17 protein-coding genes and 2 pseudogenes are annotated in these 14,934 nt (G+C 29.5%); 4 read left to right on the top strand and 15 right to left on the bottom strand.

Features of this window, described 5'->3' with window-relative positions; genetic code table 11:
* Positions 1-528: 528 nt before the first annotated feature.
* Positions 529-882, top strand: a complete 354-nt coding sequence (locus F8162_RS16295) for a helix-turn-helix domain-containing protein (protein ID WP_000578775.1) — start codon at positions 529-531, stop codon at positions 880-882.
* A 206-nt stretch (positions 883-1,088) separates the two neighbouring features.
* Here F8162_RS16295 and F8162_RS16290 read toward each other — a convergent pair whose 3' ends face one another.
* From F8162_RS16290 to F8162_RS16270, 5 genes are all read right to left on the bottom strand, one after another.
* Entirely contained in the window at positions 1,089-1,337 is a 249-nt protein-coding gene (locus F8162_RS16290) for a glutaredoxin domain-containing protein (RefSeq protein ID WP_225990158.1), read from the bottom strand.
* 188 nt (positions 1,338-1,525) lie between these two features.
* Complete coding sequence (locus F8162_RS16285) at positions 1,526-1,747, bottom strand: hypothetical protein (RefSeq protein ID WP_151631491.1); 222 nt, start codon at positions 1,745-1,747, stop codon at positions 1,526-1,528.
* A gap of 3 nt (positions 1,748-1,750) precedes the next feature.
* Complete coding sequence (locus F8162_RS16280) at positions 1,751-2,344, bottom strand: sigma-70 family RNA polymerase sigma factor (RefSeq protein WP_225990157.1); 594 nt, start codon at positions 2,342-2,344, stop codon at positions 1,751-1,753.
* A gap of 372 nt (positions 2,345-2,716) precedes the next feature.
* Complete coding sequence (locus F8162_RS16275) at positions 2,717-3,772, bottom strand: N-acetylmuramoyl-L-alanine amidase (protein WP_151631492.1); 1,056 nt, start codon at positions 3,770-3,772, stop codon at positions 2,717-2,719.
* A gap of 3 nt (positions 3,773-3,775) precedes the next feature.
* Entirely contained in the window at positions 3,776-4,036 is a 261-nt protein-coding gene (locus F8162_RS16270) for a BhlA/UviB family holin-like peptide (protein ID WP_000392449.1), read from the bottom strand.
* 632 nt (positions 4,037-4,668) lie between these two features.
* Here F8162_RS16270 and F8162_RS29450 point away from each other — a divergent pair.
* A pseudogene (locus F8162_RS29450) lies at positions 4,669-4,806 on the top strand (DDE-type integrase/transposase/recombinase); the annotation flags it as partial.
* Positions 4,807-4,855: 49 nt separating this feature from the next.
* On the opposite strand, the gene F8162_RS16260 reads toward F8162_RS29450, so the two are convergent.
* Positions 4,856-5,362, bottom strand: a complete 507-nt coding sequence (locus F8162_RS16260; RefSeq protein WP_151631493.1) for a DUF6241 domain-containing protein — start codon at positions 5,360-5,362, stop codon at positions 4,856-4,858.
* 490 nt (positions 5,363-5,852) lie between these two features.
* Between F8162_RS16260 and F8162_RS29070 the strand changes: the two are divergent.
* A pseudogene (locus F8162_RS29070) lies at positions 5,853-6,151 on the top strand (hypothetical protein).
* Between the two features lie 604 nt (positions 6,152-6,755).
* Here the strand turns inward: F8162_RS29070 and F8162_RS16250 are convergent.
* A complete protein-coding gene (locus F8162_RS16250; protein ID WP_151631494.1) occupies positions 6,756-7,139 on the bottom strand; it encodes a hypothetical protein in 384 nt (127 codons plus the stop codon).
* Positions 7,140-7,296: 157 nt separating this feature from the next.
* On the opposite strand from F8162_RS16250, the gene F8162_RS16245 reads away from it, so the two are divergent.
* Positions 7,297-7,683 carry a hypothetical protein gene (locus F8162_RS16245; protein WP_151631495.1) on the top strand — a complete coding sequence of 129 codons (387 nt, stop codon included), beginning with the start codon at positions 7,297-7,299 and terminating at the stop codon, positions 7,681-7,683.
* A gap of 594 nt (positions 7,684-8,277) precedes the next feature.
* Here the strand turns inward: F8162_RS16245 and F8162_RS16240 are convergent.
* From F8162_RS16240 to F8162_RS29245, 8 genes are all read right to left on the bottom strand, one after another.
* A complete protein-coding gene (locus F8162_RS16240) occupies positions 8,278-8,616 on the bottom strand; it encodes a hypothetical protein (protein ID WP_151631496.1) in 339 nt (112 codons plus the stop codon).
* 1,080 nt (positions 8,617-9,696) lie between these two features.
* Complete coding sequence (locus F8162_RS16235; protein ID WP_151631497.1) at positions 9,697-10,143, bottom strand: sigma factor-like helix-turn-helix DNA-binding protein; 447 nt, start codon at positions 10,141-10,143, stop codon at positions 9,697-9,699.
* Between the two features lie 592 nt (positions 10,144-10,735).
* Positions 10,736-12,040 (bottom strand): DnaB-like helicase C-terminal domain-containing protein, encoded by a 1,305-nt coding sequence (locus F8162_RS16225; RefSeq protein ID WP_151631499.1) that lies wholly within the window; start codon positions 12,038-12,040, stop codon positions 10,736-10,738.
* Between the two features lie 10 nt (positions 12,041-12,050).
* Positions 12,051-12,788, bottom strand: a complete 738-nt coding sequence (locus F8162_RS16220) for a helix-turn-helix domain-containing protein (protein ID WP_151631500.1) — start codon at positions 12,786-12,788, stop codon at positions 12,051-12,053.
* A gap of 123 nt (positions 12,789-12,911) precedes the next feature.
* Positions 12,912-13,094: a limonene cyclase gene (locus tag F8162_RS16215; protein ID WP_151631501.1), complete on the bottom strand. Its 183-nt coding sequence runs from the start codon at positions 13,092-13,094 to the stop codon at positions 12,912-12,914.
* A 1-nt stretch (position 13,095) separates the two neighbouring features.
* A complete protein-coding gene (locus tag F8162_RS16210) occupies positions 13,096-13,296 on the bottom strand; it encodes a hypothetical protein (protein ID WP_001970319.1) in 201 nt (66 codons plus the stop codon).
* A 129-nt stretch (positions 13,297-13,425) separates the two neighbouring features.
* Entirely contained in the window at positions 13,426-14,142 is a 717-nt protein-coding gene (locus F8162_RS16205) for a Rha family transcriptional regulator (protein WP_151631502.1), read from the bottom strand.
* Between the two features lie 368 nt (positions 14,143-14,510).
* Entirely contained in the window at positions 14,511-14,633 is a 123-nt protein-coding gene (locus F8162_RS29245; RefSeq protein WP_001041146.1) for a hypothetical protein, read from the bottom strand.
* Positions 14,634-14,934: the final 301 nt, after the last annotated feature.

Here is a 14,934-nt window from a genome sequence, read left to right as displayed (position 1 = left end):
ATTCTGAGTCTATACAATGACTATGTGACGGGCACATCCATATAGCCTGGATTTTGATAGACGACTCCAACGCCATCTCAAACAAACGAATAACTCTTGAAGTGTGGACAAAGCATGTATAAGTACAGGAGAAATTGTATTATTATATTCAATTGTTGATTCTGAGAGAAAAACGATGGATTCTTATTTGAACAAATAGAGAAGTCTTAAGAGTGCAAAGTCATTCTTTTTAAAAAACTTTGTGGCCATTCTATGTTTCCAATCTTCGTTTGATTTCTAAAATACGTGCCCTACTACCTATAAGGCTAATAACAAATTAAAAATTAATTTCAACTATCATATGTATATTGAGAAAGAAATTATCTATCCTCATCTATATACATTCATAAAATACTATTTCTTATTTCCACTCAAGTAAATCAGAGATTTATACTTTTTCATAAAATAAGAAACATTACTTGTAGTAAACATATTGTTTACTTTATAATTTATTAAGAACTGGATACTTTCTATAAAGGAGGTTGAATGATGATCGGAGAAATAATAAAAAAACTAAGAAAAGAAAAAAATATAACTCAAGAACAATTAGGTGCTGCTGTTGGTGTTTCCAAAATGGCTATATCTTATTTTGAAAAAGGAAAAAAAGCCCCTGGTCGTGAAACATTAGAAAAAATAGCTGATTTTTTCAACACTACAACTGATTATCTGTTAGGTAGATCAGATGACCCGGAATTAACTGAATTTGAATCTAGGGTTGTGACTGAAGAAGGAAATAATATAATAAAACTAATAGAAACTCTCCCGAAAGAAGAGCGTCAAAAAGCATGGGAACAACTAGAAATGTATGTTAACTATATAAAATTAAAAAATAACACTAAATAAAAAATAACCTCATTAGTTCATGTTTAATAAGTTAACAAAGATAAACCGAATGTTGAAACGCATCAGTTTATTTTGTTAACTATAGAATATAAATTTTAACATGCCACTTAAAAAATTCAGCATATTTTATTTTTTAAGTAGCATGTCAAATTGAAATTGTATATTCCTGAGTAATGCCCAGTATACTAAATGTTGCATATTTGGTATTATTTTTTTGGTTTTAACATTTTCTCATAACTTTTAGAATTGAAACTGATTACTTTTGTTTCTGTTTTTTGTTTATAGTCCTTAATAATTAGCACCGGAATAATCGATTCATTATATTTTCTAAACTGTTGCAGATTCCCTTCATCTGCAACATCCTTCATAATGAATGGAATAGAATTTTCCTGTAACCACTCTTTTGCATCTACACAATTTTCACATCGATTGTTTCCATTTTTTGTTCTTTGCACTGCTTTGTAGGTTTATTTTCACTACATGCTCCTAATAAGATAGTGGCTACTCCAACTATTAATAATAATCTCTTCGCTACGCTTTTCCCCTAGCTTTATAACACATACATAAATGTTAAATTTCCCTATCAACTAACACTCTCTTTGCTATGGGTTATTAATACAATACAGTCCATTCTTCTTCTCTTTTAACTATTTGTACTGGAATCTAAAAACTCAAAAAAACCAGGTACTTCCAATCCATTAATAACATCTATTTTTTCAAATATCTTCATCTTAATTTCTTGTTCTAAATCTTCTCTTTCTTGATAGGGCGTATTTTGTAAACAGCTACAAATTTTAAATTTGAAAATCCGTAAGATTTCCTCATAATTACAACTATTTAAATTTTGATCGTTTAATTCTATCATATATTATTCCACCCCTATTAATTGTGATTTAAGTATTTTTAAAGCTTTTTTATGATTATAAGAAATAGCCTGCTCTGATACCGATAGAATTCGTGAGATTTGTTTATTATTATATTGATGAACATAGTATAAATTTAATATTTCCAACTGCTTTTTACTTAATAAACTTAAACCTTCGTATAGTAATTCATCTGTTATATGCTCTTTTAAGTGAGTTTGCTTTTTTTCGAATTGCATATAAGTAATATCTGTTAAATCATCGCTCATTAAGTCTAAAATAGTCGTATGATTCTCCCCTTCATTAGTAATTGGTTTATCTAAATTTAATATATTTCTCTTATTATTAATGGAAACTTTTTTATCAAACCCTATAGAATAAAAGTAAATTAAGTTACTAATATAACTTATGATTTTTACTTTTTTAAAATAAGATTTAAAAGCTTTATCTAGTAACTGTTTGTTATCATTTGTTGGTTTTTCCATAGCATTAAGAAATAACCCATAATTATCTGAACCCTTAAGGAAATCACGTAAGATAGGATTTTCCAATTTTTTTTGATATAAGCTATAAAAATTATCCATGTCTATGTTATTCAAAAAATAACCTCCTACTATTAAAAAATACTGTAAGGATACAAAGTGTTTTTACATAGGTCCTAAAGTAATTGCAAGTAACCACAAAGCACTTTTCTTTTCTGCTTAGCAGTTTTTTAAAAAATGTATTTTTAGTACACAATATTTTTTTAAAAATATTTATTACTTCCTTGCGAAATTTGTTTTCTATTTCCTTATCCATTGTTAGTATTAGAAATAATTGTTTCAAACAGAATTCCTCCTTGTTTTGATTAGAAAAAAGATTTAAAGAATAAATACCTAACTAAGAAATTCATAAAATTATAGTTTTTAAAACGTTTCAAATACTTATAACAAACTAAACAAAAGCAATGCCCAAGGGACATTGCTTTTTAATCAGTATTTGATTGTTATATAAGACGGGCTTGCTGTAATATAAAATGTCATGTTTTTACTATTATGAACTTTATATTGTTTGGAACCATTCACCATAATCTCAGCATCTATAATAAAACCTTCTCCAACATTTACAACACCAGCAACATCTTTATCTTCCCAAGAAGGCGATTTATAGAAGCGTAAATTATCTACCTTAGATAAAACTCTGTGTCCTACAATTGATGAACTCACATTCTCCTTTGTATCGAGCCTAATATAAGATGGATCATATTTTATCCATTGATTGTCTCCAATGTTTAACCATCCATTTTGTTCACTTAATACAGCATAAGATTCTGGCTTATTTATCTGACGAATTACTGAATAGCTTGTCCCAGATCCTTTTCGTACATTAATATTCGTTCCTTCTACATAAACAACCTTATCACTAGAAGGTACATTTACTTCTAATGATTTCCTAACATCAAGTCCACCATTAGAATGAGCGTATGCCCACTTTACATCAGAACGAAACTGAGACTCTGAAACACCGTGTGTTAATAAATAATCCAAAGGATCTTCATGCGTTGTCCCCCCAAGATGTCTACGAACATCGTCATGTGTCCATAATCCTTCTTCAACCGATAATCCCTGATTACGCAAAAGCATCGCAAGTAGCTTCACATATTTATCATAGGAACGCTTGAATTTATCATAATCAGCAGTTTCACAAAGCTCTACATGTACAAATCGGCTATTTGCATTTGGACCTGCACCGTATGCAATATACTTTGTATCCGCAATTTGAATTGTTTCATTCCAATCTACTGCATAATGTACAAAGGCTGAGCGCCATGTACGAGTTTCATATTTTTGAATATTAATAGCTGGTGCCTCTGGTGTTGCTGTACTATGTGCGACAACTCCTTCATATGCACCAACACCATTTCGATAAGGAATTTTCGGTAAGTCTTCTATAAAAAGAGTCCTATCAGCAAAAGCACCTGTAGCAAAACTTACTAAAGACATACATGTGATAAATACAAGGGTAAATAGACTTGATACTTTTTTCATAAATCAGTCATCTCCCTTTTTCCCCAAAATTTGTTTAATTTCAGATACATCTTTAGATAGAGCACCAAATGCCTCAGCTTGTTTAGTAATAACAATTTGATTTTCTGTGATTGTTTGTTGATATCTTTCTTCTCGTCCTTTATTTTCCTGGCGTGTTGATTCTAATAATTCTTTACTCTCTTTCCTTGTTGAAAATAGCAGCCACACAAATAAGGCGCCAAAGGCACCTTGCGATAGCATGATATTTACAATCTGTTCTTCCATTATATTCATCTCCTTTTTTCCATAAAAAAATAGAAGCACTTATATGCTTCTATTTTTCAAACAATATTTTTTAAAATATTTAAAACCCATTTTACTTTAACGCTTTTTTAAGTATTTCTAATTGCTTATTTAGCAACATTTAATTTCCGATATTTAAAATTAAATATCTATTAACTTTCTACAATCCACACAATTATTTTATAAATGTATTAGTTACATACAAGCAAAACATTTTTCATAGATACAAAATTAGAAAAATATAGGATATATCATTATCCTAACCGACTTACTAACATTACTTGGAATAAAATTTATTTTTGATCCTCTCCCATCCACTCCTACTCACTAATATTATACCAATAATTAATCAAGTGCAGTGTAACATAAGTGTAGCATACGTGTATCATCTATTTATCAGGTTCTGGCGCATAAATTTTATGGCAATTGCAATAAACCTAAAAATTCCAGACATACTGATACTACTAATCTAAATAAGGTGCGTGATTAGTATGGAAAAGGAAAATGTATTCAAATAGAAACATTTTTAACCTGATATTATTTATTTAATAATAAAATGATGGAGGAACGAAGCTTATCCATTTCTCATACAACGATTACTCACTAGGTTCATTAAAGATGAAACATATATCAAAATAAAAGGTCAATGGATATACTTGTATCGTACTGTTAATCCAAAAGGAAATACATTCGATTTTCACCTAAGTAAAACAAGAGTTTCGAAGGCTGCTAGGCCCTTTCCAAGAATGGCTTGCAGCATAAAATACAATTCCATTAGGAGTCTATACGCTTTATTATCTTTTATTCTATTTTTGTACTAGAACCTTCTTTTTTGCTCTGTTCTTTAAGGTATGCCTTTTCTTCTTTTGAAGTAGCTAATCTTTTTGCTTTTCCCGTACTTTCCCCACCTGCTTGCTCCGACATATAATTATGTTCCTCAACTGCTTGAGAAAAATCGCCTTTTTCCCAACGATTTAAAATCTCAACATATTTTTCTTTTTCGAGTATTTTATCACTTTGATCTAACAAGTGACGAAGCTTTTTAATATTCTCAGGAGACATTACGATAAAACCAATCTTTTTATCAGCTATTACTTTTTGATGCAGCATTTTGTGCATAGAGTCGATTATAACACCCTCAGAGTTGACCAAATCGTCAATTTCCTCACCTTTGGCAACAACAATTTTCTCTTGTGCTTGCTTATTGTCACTTCCGGAATTGAAAAACATTCCTACCATATATCCTATAAATATACCAAATACCACAACACTGACTACAATCATTGAAAACTTTTTCCACCTATTCATTTGTTGAATCACCCCTTTTCAAGAAATCAATCCATTTGCAATATAGCCCCTATAAAGCACTTTAATATTTGCACTTTTTAGTAATTAGAGCATAAACTTAACCACTATTTTATATTTTGTATCTTTTACTAGAACATTACAATAATTTTCATCTTTTTTCTCTTCTACCGATAAACAACTGATGTTTTCAATCAATTTGATAACATTGATTTATGAGGGGGAACCCCATCACTATCAAGTAAAAAAACAAGTTACCCCCAAAACGATAAAAATAAATAATAATTTTTTCAATTTAATACAAATTTATTTTAGAATCCAATAGATTGCCTCTCAATTTAAGAGAATTTAAATTGTTAATATTTACCTAATAATTTTTTTAAAAAATTATGATACGGTATGCAAGATTTAATAAGAATTTCTAGCCAATTCACTAATAAATGAAAACTCTTACAATAGATCTGGATTCCTTCTTTTTCTTACTGATGATAGAATTAGATGGACGGAGGGATATTATGGATTTTATTTTGGATTACTGTTTCTTATAATTGGTACCGCATTATTTTTATTTATCATGGCTGCATTACCAAAAATATGGAATAAAAATCTATCATTTATACTGATCGGTTTAGGGATAAATATACTTGCTATTCCGTTGTCTTTTTTTATAGGCGGGATGGCAACAGATTCTCCGGATAGTACTAGGTTAGATTTTGGAAAGGATTTTTCTTTATTCAAATAATACCGCTCTTTTTACTGATTTTTTTATTACATTTAACTGTGGTGTTGTAATTTATTCGTAAGAACAAGAAACAAAAAAAAAGTAAACATGTAAAATTTTTAAAAATGTTTTTAAAGGTAAATTATACAAACGTTTGTTTTAAATATTTTAGTTATAGCTCAATGTATGAGACTAGATTAGTTACACTATTCAATTGTCTGCTTAGTTAATTTCTCATTTATTATAAAAATTTTATATAGCAAAGAAGAAAGCATCCTCTATGGATGCTTTCTCTAATAAATAATATGAAAAGGATCTAGGGTAAACATCACTAAGCTAAATACTAATATAAAAATTAATCCACTAAATAAGAAATACTTTAATTTCCCAATGTTCATTCTTTTATAAATGTATTTATTACCTAATATTCCTACTAAAACTAAGATTATAATAAATATTACGGTTATAGGGATTAATACAATAATTATGTCTTCTTCGCCGACAATATCTAATCCATCAAAATAACCAATGCTAGTCCCTATATAGTAAATACAGGTGAAAATAAATATTGTAGTATATGGAAGTAGGATTGCCAAAATTGAGTTAACAAACACATTTAAAAGTACAAATATCATTTTTATTTATATACTTCCTTTACATATCAACTAATAAATATTATTTTTTTCTTGCTGGTTGATTATATCTCTCAAAGGCTAAGTATAGTTTATATGCAGCCTCTCCATATTCTGCAGCTTTATCACCTTTGCCATTATACCTTGCTAATGCTTTCTTTATTTGATTCTCATCATAGTCATAATAATTATTATTTAACCCAACCAGGTTCGTTGCACGGATAAGTACCAATGGACCCGTTTTAAGATTAAATTCTTCATTACCTTTCCAATTATTTGTATCATAGATTTTTTCACTAATTAACTTAATATTAACAGCATAATAAATTGAATCAATAGCAGTAGAAGCAAAAATTTGTCCAAATCCAGTACTACTATCTTCTCTCATAACAGGCGGTGCTATAGGTGGAGGAGTAACTGCTTTCACACAATCAATAAACTTCTATTCCAAAAATCAATCAAAATATATTTGAAAGAAATTAGTTTTTTTTACTAAAATATGCAAATATGCATATTTTAGTATTTATTATATGCTATAGTTCTATATGTTAATAAAACATTTCAATTTAGAAAGGATGAAAAAAATGAAAAAATTTATACAAACTCTTTTAGCCGGTGTTGTTCTTTCAGGTGGACTTCTTTTTGGTACTTCTGATGCATTTGCATATGAGTCAAAAGGCGTTTACGGTAAAGGCAACAAAATCGATTTTCGTACTGACTCTAATTCATATAGAGGAAGTGCTACTATTGTTATAACTGGTACGGCACCTTCTGGAGGAGCTGCTATTGAGTTAGTAGAAAAAGGTACTGGAAAGGTCGTTAGACGACAAGATGTAGGTAGTGGATATTTTAAAGTTCAATGGCCAGCACGTGGAATTCCATCAGGTTTTTATGATGTTCATGCTGGTGTACAATTTGGTGGTCAAGCTTGGTATGGTGAATTAACAAGCTATATCAAAGTAAATATGTAATTTTTTAAAAAGACACTCATTAGAGTGTCTTTTTTGATTTTAGTGACAGAAAACCATATAAAATCATAGACTTTATAAAAATAGCCCGCCATCAGACCTTTTTTGGTTGGATGGCGGGCTATTTTTATATATTTTCACAAGATGTAGAGAAGACTTTCTTCACAGCCTGAAAAGAATCAACTCTTAATAGAATTGATCCTTTTTTCTATTACTCTTAATTAAATTTATACACTACCACTTTCTATCACCCTTAGTAACTAAAAACTTTACTAAACTACTTATAAAATATAAAAACTACAATAAGATACAAATATTACCAAAACAAAATAATCTTAAAAACCGAGTTCTTTCCCCTACCAGGGGTAGCACTACATTGCCGTCAAGCTAAGAAAAACAAGTACCCCAAAACGAAAAAATGTACATGTTTTTGAAATACGGGTTCATGATTGAGTGGCTCAATCAAATCTTTAAAGAACTTACACTGGATCTTTAGAAGTAGGAAAATCTCATGTGAACTAAAACTGATATAATCTTAGCTTGATAGGCATAAGAGAGAACCCCATTTGGTAGAAAACGAGGTTCTCTCTTTTATTTTTATCGGTAAATCTTGAAGATGTCTGTACGATTTTTAGAGCGGCTTCCAGATCCAACCCATAATGTACCCAATACGCGGTAATCGCCCGGTAGATTATCTGTGATATTGAAAGAGCGTGTCACGTTATTTTTAAAGCTACCTGATAAAGTATCAGTTGTTACAGGGGTTCCATTAACAAGACGCTGCAATTCAATTTGATAATTCCATGTAGCACCTGGAACATTGTTGATTTGTTTGAAATCTACTGTTGTAGCTCCCGATCCATAATAACTTGCATCTGTCCATCCAGACACCCCTGAAGTGTAATTATCGTAACCACCGTGAATATAACTTGCCATTTTGTTTCCTCCTTGAAATGTTGTAGTTTTTCTTTGTATTAATGGAACTTAATTATTAGCATAACTTTGGGAAATCTTTATTTAATCAAGTTATCTAGTAATTTAGCTCCTTACTTTATTAAGTGAAACAAAGGCATATTAAATCAAAAAATTATGTTTTTTTATAATTGTCATTTTAATAAATAACTAATGTACTTTCTCTATAAACTATAAAAGGAAAGATTCACATAATGGGTGTTCGTCCCATTACATCAAAAAAATACAATACGTGGTTCTGTTGTAAGAGCTTTGAAATATATGAAAATGATCTATCTAGCGGGGACATACCAATAGTATTAATCTATAAACGGTGTGTGATCAGTATGGAGAAAGAAAATATGTTTAAATAGAAATAATATTAACTAGCTGTTTGGAACAAAGGATTAACAGTTGATTCTATATTATTTATCATCTTTTTCATTAAAATCATTAGTTTAATTCCCCTCCCAATATCATCCCTTTTACAGACTACCGGAAACATAATTACCCTACTTATATACATTTTAAACCTATTTTTACACCTTCTTATTTTTAAGAAAGAAGTCTTCTATTGAAAAGTGAAAGAAAATAAATGATTTCTCTAGCATCTTAGAATAACCATATATTTTCTGAGAAAAACTAGGGGAGTATCTTAGAAAAACTAGAGGTAGTTTCTGAAGGAAACGATAACAATACTAATTTTAACAAGAATAACTTAACAAGAAATATTTACCGAAAATTAATAAGTAAAATTAAACATTCAAAAGAACCAAACTACCCATTCCAGAAATATACCATAACCTTTGTTAATGCTATGCACAATTTAAGAAGACAAGTATTTTACAAAACTACCCCCATTGTACCATCCAACATCTCTTTACTTGTTTCACGTACGCTAAAATATATAAAGGCGAAATCTTCAAAGAGACTCCGCCTTTTCAACGTACAATGAAATTCAAAAATCACTAGTTATTTTCTAAACATTGTTCTACATTTATCAACCTATTTATGCTTTTTTAAACTTTGCACCAGAACCTTTTACGCTAGAATAGTTACATATAATTAATGAACCATATTTTTCATATCACATCGTTTCATTTTACTACTCACTCTTCTAATATGACTATGGCTATAATTGAGTAATACAGCAATTTGTTTCAAATTCATTCCTTTTACATCTCGATAATACATAATACGTTTTTCTAAGTCTTTCATACTTGCCATTACGTCTTTAACTTGATTCATTACCTGTTGTTTCTCTTGTACCATCTCAGTTAATACATTAATTTTACCAGCAATCTTATTATGCCTATTATGAATGTCTACTAAATCTAACGGTATTTCTCCACCGTGAACACGTTCTTTTGTATAATCCACCACACCATTAAATTTCGGAGCGTTCATAGCCATATTTTTCATCAAAAATTTATGTTCTATCTCTAAGTCTCGTATTTGAATCTTCAACATATCTATTTCCTGTGCCAAGTCCTTAAGTAAAAGTTGTTCCATTATTACTCCTCCTATTAACCTTTTTTAATCCATAAACAGTATTTTTAGCACTAAAATATACTCAATCAAATTGATTAGAAAATAATTTTATATTTATCTTCTCTCTTCGAGTCCTTGATCTCGTTTATCTACCCTCTTTATTAATTTTTCTAATTGTTTTTTACTAAGTTCCCATAGTTGATATTTATTAAACTTGTATATTCCATTCTTAATTAAATACAAAATTAACTCGTCTTTTCTTGTCATTTGTTCACCTAAATCCACACACAATAAAAAATCATAATATTTTTATATAAAGATTTATTGTTTAATCTATTACTATATTACAGCTAGTTTATATATCCGTTATTTCATATAACTTTCAACATCTAAAAATTATTTATACATCACAATATTTCGCTTTCTCATATATCCCTTTAAATATTGATTCATAGAGTTTCTAAATCTAAATTCAAAATAGTAATCGAGACCATTAACCCGATCTTCAAAAGTCAGTACCTTCCGCTCAAACACAAGATATTCAATTAATAACCAAACACTTACTATTCCATCCCTCTTTGCCTCTGTATAAAGTTCTAATATTGTCATAGTACTAAATTCCTTTTTCAAGGTATAAATTTGTTTTTTTAACGAACTGGAATGGTAGTGTTCCCACAAATCCATTTCGATTTTTTGCAATAATTAATTCTACATCATGAATTTCCTCTTCTTGTTTCTCTCTATTAAAATATGCTGGACGGTGGGGGAAAATAATAAGATCAGCAATCTCCTCGATACTTCCCGATTCACGAATATCAGCCATTGTAGGCGCCTTGTCCTGCTTTCCCTCTACACTACGATTTAATTGTGCTACAAGCATAATTGGCACACTATGTTCTTTTTGTATTTCTTTTAGTTGTTTCATGATGTATGTAAATTTAAGGTGATTATTTTGAAACGATTCATTTACATCAATATGTCCTAAATGATCTATAGCAAAGAAGTGTTTTCTATCTGGGTTTTCTTTTACTACTTGACGAATTACTGTTCGAATTTGATCAATATTCTTTTCTGGACGAACATTAATGGAGAGCTCCGCTAATTTACCACATGCCTTGTGATATTTCTCCCAATATTTTTGTTTTTCATGAAAAAATTTATTTGGGTTATTCATTGTCGCAACTGGAATTTTTCCTTCTGCAGCAATCCATCTATCTATAATCTTATTTTCATCCATTTCACATGAAAAGAATGTTCCCATATATTCCTGGCTTTGATGTGCTCCACGCCGCATACTTTCTAGTACAAATGCTGTTTTTCCCACAGATGGACGGGCTGCTACTACTATTAAATCTGATGGTTGCCAACCATCTAAGCCTTTATCAAGGATATTAAAACCCGTAGGGGTTCCACTTATTCCATTTAAAGGCATTTGACTATGCATTAAAATACGGTTCTCTAATTTTTCTTTAAACGAAGGTTGTGATTTCATTGTAGTACCTGGAATATTATTTATTTCAGATAAAAGTTTGTTAAGTTGTTGGTAGCTATGTGTGAATTTCGATTTTTCTTTAAAATCTTCGAATGTAAGGAGGGCTTCATTTACCGCAATAAATTCAATCATCTTATCTTCTATATATTTAAAATTATGAGTTAAAATTCCTAATTCATATACATTACTTAACGTACTAACTCCACCAAATGTAGCCATCCTATCTTCACCAATTTGGGAAAGTGACATCATATCAACAGGTTTATCATTACTTTGAAGTTCTTTCATGACTTTGAATAAATTTCTATTATATCTATTTAAATAATGTTTAGTCTTTAACTTTGTTTCATATATTAAACTATTATCATGAATCATCATTCCAAGAATATAACATTCATTTTCGTAATGCACCTGATACTTATTCACTAAATTCACCTCAATCTAATAAACAATCTATAGCGAAATTACGTGTGCTAAATACCTTTGAAATTTCTTTCTCTTTTTTCATTTCAGCATAGTCTAGATAGCATTCATTGTTGAAAAAATTAGTAGCATGTTTTATATATCTTGTTTCTACACAATTTCCTTTAATATATTCAGCATATCTTTGTGTTCCCAAATTTATCAATTCAAAAGAATGTTTTTTAGTAGCCATATTAAATGATTTATAAGCTGATTTCTTATCAATTTTTTTAGGATATAACGCCCATACATGTTCAAATTCTTCGGAATACCCCGCGTTTAAATTTTGAATATTCTCAATATAAACCTTATTAAAGTTAACTTTACTTGTGCTTCCTCCAGTTACTACCTCTTTTTTCTCTAAAGCACTCTCTTTCTCTCTTTCTAATATCGTATCTTGCTTTTTTGAAATATTAGATGTAGGTAAAAGATGATATAAGTTAGAAAGATGATCACCCTTATTATCTTTCCTTAAAGTTTTTGATACATATCCCTTTTCCACCAAAATCTTGATACACTCAATAACCTTTTTCTTTCCACATCCAACCCTTTTAGCTAGTGTGTTCAGTGATGGAAAAGCTGATTTTGTTTTTTTATTTGCATATCTAACAATTACAGCATAAGTTTTAAACGCATAGACATCCAATTCACCATTATCTATAACTTCATTATCTATCATAAAAAAGCCGCCTCGTTTATCAATAAACTCCATTGATTCTCCTTCCCTCCCTTATATTATTAAACCTTATAAAGATATTCATTTCGTGAACATTCGGTAATTACCGAATATTAAAATTCATAAAACTTTAGGCATCTGCCAATCTATTTATTTAATTTAAAAAGGGTACTCCTCTTCTTTTTCTTGTTTGCTTAATTCATATATATCTTCTAATACTTGTAAACCATGTTCATATGCAAGAACCATTGTTGTTGAAAAAATATCCCGCTTTTGTTTATGGTTTTCAATTAATCGTATAAAAATCCTTTTTTCTAAATTAAATTTGTCGTCTAAGCTCATTTTATTCACCTGCTACTTTCTTTATAGAATAACTTTCAATAAATTGTTTTATACATTGTGTTTCACAATGAAGATAATCTCCGTCAAAATCATAATAATGCTCACCAAAATAAATTTCACCCTGACAACCTTCGCAATATTCCAAGTAATCATTCTCTCCGGAATCCATACATTTACTATCTATCATTGGATTTTCTATCAACTACAATTCCCCCCATTCATTAAAATATCTAGTAACTTATTAAAATCCATATAATATACACGCACTTTACTTTAACAATTGAATTCTCTTCTTATACATACTGAAAAAAATCCTTTGTAAATTTCTTTTTTATGCTGTCATATTCTTTTTATGTAACAGTACATCAGCTACCCTTATTGCATTTTCTAATTGATTTTTAACCGCTAAATATTGCGGAGCTGTTATTCGCTTCAATTTGTTCTTTTTTTTATAGTGATACATTTTTAATTTTAAATTTGTCCTATATGTTCTGTTATACATCGATCTAAATATTCTCCATGCCTTTTGAAAGCTAACATCTTTGCTAAAAGCTAAAAGCCGAATCATTTTATTTAAACGTTGCTGCAGACAACTTTCTGTATTTAGATTAATAAGAGTATTACTACAATGTTCTATAGTTCTTACCTCTTTCTCCAATTGTGGAATTCTAAATAAAACCTTGATTTGTATTTTGTCTAGATTCTGATGTTTTTTTGTTACATGTTCAAGATCGTTTAAGAATCTATCCTTCACCTTTAAAGCATTTATATTTCCCATTTTTCTATATGCAAATGTACTTTCTCTCAGTTTAAACTTGGAATAGTCTATGCCTTTCATTGAATAAATTGACTTAATAAATTTATCTAATAAAAAATTAATATTATTAATTATATTTAAGTTTTGTATCGGATTTATAATAGTACTCATTACAGAATTTGGATTATCCTTATACATGTCAGCAACAATCAAGCTATCCGTTACGATTGTATTTCCTTCCTTCAATACCAAATCATTAACTATACCTTCTCTTCTTTTGGTGCTAGCCATATATACCTCCCCTTTAATAAACCTTAAGTTTACTAATTCTATTTTAAAAAAAGATCTTTCGGATCATCTTCAAACGCTTTTGCAATTTTTACTACCAGATCTATTTTTAGATTCCTTTTACTATTTTCTATATACCACTAATGCAAATTTGTTATCTCAACTTTATTAGCAACCTCTTCACAAGTCCGTCCCGTTTCTACTCTTCTTTGTTTTAATTTTTCCAAATCATTTCCCCCTTCCATTATCCATACTCTAATTTTAAATAAACCTAAGGTTTATTTCAAGTCTTTTTTATATAAATTTCCTATATTTTTTTATGGACTATGTATTAATTCTACAGATTGATTAAACCTAGACGAAAAAGCTATCTATTGTTTTTTTTCTATATATACTCTAGATAGACACGCCTTTAGAATATCCTCTGTATTAATTTTTCTGCCCTCTTTTAACCATAGTTTGACTACTTCCTTAGCTAATTCTTGTTTATTCATCTCAATCCCCCATATTCAACATATTATTTATAAATCTCTTCATATAGTTTTACTTTTTGGTTAAATATAAATAGGAAATTCTTCTTAAAAGTAGGAATGACATCGCTCTATTCAAAACGATGTCATTCTAAATGCTAATAATATTCCGCGCATTGCTAGCCACCATTTGGATGAGCTATTGGAGCTAAACACTTCATCTTCTATTGTGTTGTATCATCTGTATTTGGCTCATTCAATATAAATATGGACTCGCCTAATAGAACCACTAAAATTATTAATCGATCTCAATTTTCTTCTTTCG

It is taken from the genome of Bacillus sp. CH140a_4T (assembly GCF_008923725.1).
Classification (GTDB): Bacteria; Bacillota; Bacilli; order Bacillales; family Bacillaceae_G; genus Bacillus_A.
The sequence above is the reverse complement of the archived record's forward strand: the minus strand, read 5'-3'. Positions and strand labels throughout refer to the sequence as shown.

Bases quoted from the DNA above. Each gene is read 5' to 3' on its own strand.
- F8162_RS16295 (WP_000578775.1), top strand. From the start codon at position 529: ATGATCGGAGAAATAATAAAAAAACTAAGAAAAGAAAAAAATATAACT.
- F8162_RS16285 (WP_151631491.1), bottom strand. From the start codon at position 1,747: ATGATAGAATTAAACGATCAAAATTTAAATAGTTGTAATTATGAGGAA.
- F8162_RS16275 (WP_151631492.1), bottom strand. From the start codon at position 3,772: ATGAAAAAAGTATCAAGTCTATTTACCCTTGTATTTATCACATGTATG.
- F8162_RS16270 (WP_000392449.1), bottom strand. From the start codon at position 4,036: ATGGAAGAACAGATTGTAAATATCATGCTATCGCAAGGTGCCTTTGGC.
- F8162_RS16260 (WP_151631493.1), bottom strand. From the start codon at position 5,362: ATGAATAGGTGGAAAAAGTTTTCAATGATTGTAGTCAGTGTTGTGGTA.
- F8162_RS16245 (WP_151631495.1), top strand. From the start codon at position 7,297: ATGAAAAAATTTATACAAACTCTTTTAGCCGGTGTTGTTCTTTCAGGT.
- F8162_RS16240 (WP_151631496.1), bottom strand. From the start codon at position 8,616: ATGGCAAGTTATATTCACGGTGGTTACGATAATTACACTTCAGGGGTG.
- F8162_RS16235 (WP_151631497.1), bottom strand. From the start codon at position 10,143: ATGGAACAACTTTTACTTAAGGACTTGGCACAGGAAATAGATATGTTG.
- F8162_RS16220 (WP_151631500.1), bottom strand. From the start codon at position 12,788: ATGGAGTTTATTGATAAACGAGGCGGCTTTTTTATGATAGATAATGAA.
- F8162_RS16215 (WP_151631501.1), bottom strand. From the start codon at position 13,094: ATGAGCTTAGACGACAAATTTAATTTAGAAAAAAGGATTTTTATACGA.
- F8162_RS16205 (WP_151631502.1), bottom strand. From the start codon at position 14,142: ATGGCTAGCACCAAAAGAAGAGAAGGTATAGTTAATGATTTGGTATTG.
- F8162_RS29245 (WP_001041146.1), bottom strand. From the start codon at position 14,633: ATGAATAAACAAGAATTAGCTAAGGAAGTAGTCAAACTATGGTTAAAA.